1 protein-coding gene is annotated in these 2,020 nt (G+C 61.1%); it reads right to left on the bottom strand.

Going from position 1 to position 2,020, the window contains the following annotated elements; genetic code table 11:
* Positions 1 to 305 precede the first annotated feature (305 nt).
* Positions 306 to 1,832, bottom strand: a complete 1,527-nt coding sequence (locus Q0176_RS07230) for a BCCT family transporter (RefSeq protein ID WP_299300809.1) — start codon at positions 1,830 to 1,832, stop codon at positions 306 to 308.
* Between the last annotated feature and the right edge of the window lie 188 nt (positions 1,833 to 2,020).

Raw genomic sequence — 2,020 nt, forward strand, 5'->3', positions numbered from 1 at the left:
CGATCCTCATGAGGGCGCCCGAGTCCTCGAGCTCTTTCAGCGCGTGGGGGTCCTCGCCGGCAAGCGCCAGGGTCTCCTCGTCCCAGCAGGGACGCTCGTGCGAAAAAAGCAGCAGAGAGCTTTCCATCGTTGACGTACCTCCGAGGGTAGAATGAGAACCGGGGATAGAAGGAGGGCGCCGCCAGGGGCGCCCTCGAAGATGATAGTTTCAAAATCCGGGATTCCCAAGGGGGCCAGCCCCCTTGGGCGGGTTCAGGGCGGAGCCCTGAGGTTTTGTTGGGGGCCGACAGCGGCATCCCGTGCCCTTAAAGTTTTCCCTCCGTCTCGTCCTTTGCCAGGCTCCTCCACAGGGAAGCACAGGCGCAGACCATGATGATCGCGAAGGGAGGCGCGGCGGCCAGGGAGACGGTCTGCAGGTTCTGCAGGCCGCCGGTCATCAGGAGCACGATGGCCAGCGCGGCCATCAGGACGCCCCATACGCCCATCTTGGACTTGGAGGGGTTGAGGTCGCCGTGGTTGGAGTACATCGACAGCACGAACGTGGCGGAGTTGGCGGAGGTGACGAAGAACGTCGTGATCAGGACCAGCATGAGGACCGACATGATGAACCCAAGGGGATAGTATTTGTAGAGGGCGAAAACGCCCACGGAGATGTCCTTCGTGACCTGGGCGGCGATGTCGATGCCCTGAACCAGCTGGAGGTGTAGTCCGGACGTTCCGAAGATAGCGAACCAGGTGAAGCTGCCGAGCGCCGGGACGATGAGGACTCCGGCGACGAACTCGGCGATCGTGCGGCCGCGGGAGATGCGGGCGACGAAGGAACCGACGAAGGGCGCCCAGGCGATCCACCAGGCCCAGTAGTAGAGGGTCCAGTTCTTCAGGTGCGATTCGTAGGGCCCGCCGTAGGGAGCCATGGAGAAGCTCTCCTTGATCAGTCCGCTGACGTAGTCGCCGATGCCCGTCATCAGAGAGTCGACGATGGGCAGCGTTGGCCCGACGAGGAACAGGGTGACCATCAGCCCCAGGCACACGAGAAGGTTGAAGTTGGCCACCCACTTGATGCCGCGGTCGATGCCCATCACGGCCGAGCCCGTGTAGAAGACGGCGAGGAAAACGATGATGACGATCTGGATCATGACGGTCTTGTCCATCCCCATGACCTCGTTCAGGCCGCTGCTGAGCTGCAGGGTACCGAGCCCTAGCGAGGTGGTGATGCCGGCCAGTGTTGCGAAAATAGCCAGGACGTCGACGATCTTGCCGAAGGCGCCGTCAACGGCCTTCTGGCCGACGAGCGGAATGAACAGGGAGCTGATGAGGCCCGGGGAGTTGCGGCGGAACTGATAATAGGCCATCGGCATGGCGATGACTGCGTAGCCCGCCCAGGGGTGCAGCCCCCAGTGGAAGAAGGAGATCTGCATGGCATCGCGCGCTGCCTGGATCGACCCGGGCTCCGCGCCGAAGGGCACGTTGCCGAAGTGAATCAGGGGCTCGGCCGCGCCGTAGAACACCAGGCCGACGCCCATGCCGGCGGAGAACAGCATGGCGAACCAGGAGATGTTGCTGTGTTCCGGCCGGTCCTCGGGCAGTCCGAGGCGTACGTGACGGAAGCGGCCGAAGGCCATAAAAAGGCAGAACAGCACGAAGACGTTCATCGTCAGCAGGTAGCCCCAGCCGAAGTACTTCGTCAGGCCGGTGAACAGCGCTTTGGCAAAGGCGCCGAAGTTCTCTGGGGCCCAGTAGCCCCATGCCACGACCGCCAGGGTGACGGCGATGGAGATCAGATAGACGGAGTTGTCCTTTTGCCCGGAATTCCTGTTGCTGTTGTCCGTCATGAACTGCAACTCCTTTCAGCAGGAGGATAAAGGACGGGGCCGCAAGCGAAAATCTCAAAAAATCTTTTTTGGCCCCGTCCCCTGTTCTTAAGGTGATGTCACGACATGCCGTCGATCGAATTTAGGGAAGCGCTGATTAAAAAACGCATATTTTACCAACAAGAAGTATGCAAAACATCTATAGGCAA

The sequence above is a fragment of the uncultured Fretibacterium sp. genome (genome assembly GCF_938040765.1).
Lineage (GTDB): Bacteria > Synergistota > Synergistia > Synergistales > Aminobacteriaceae > CAJPSE01.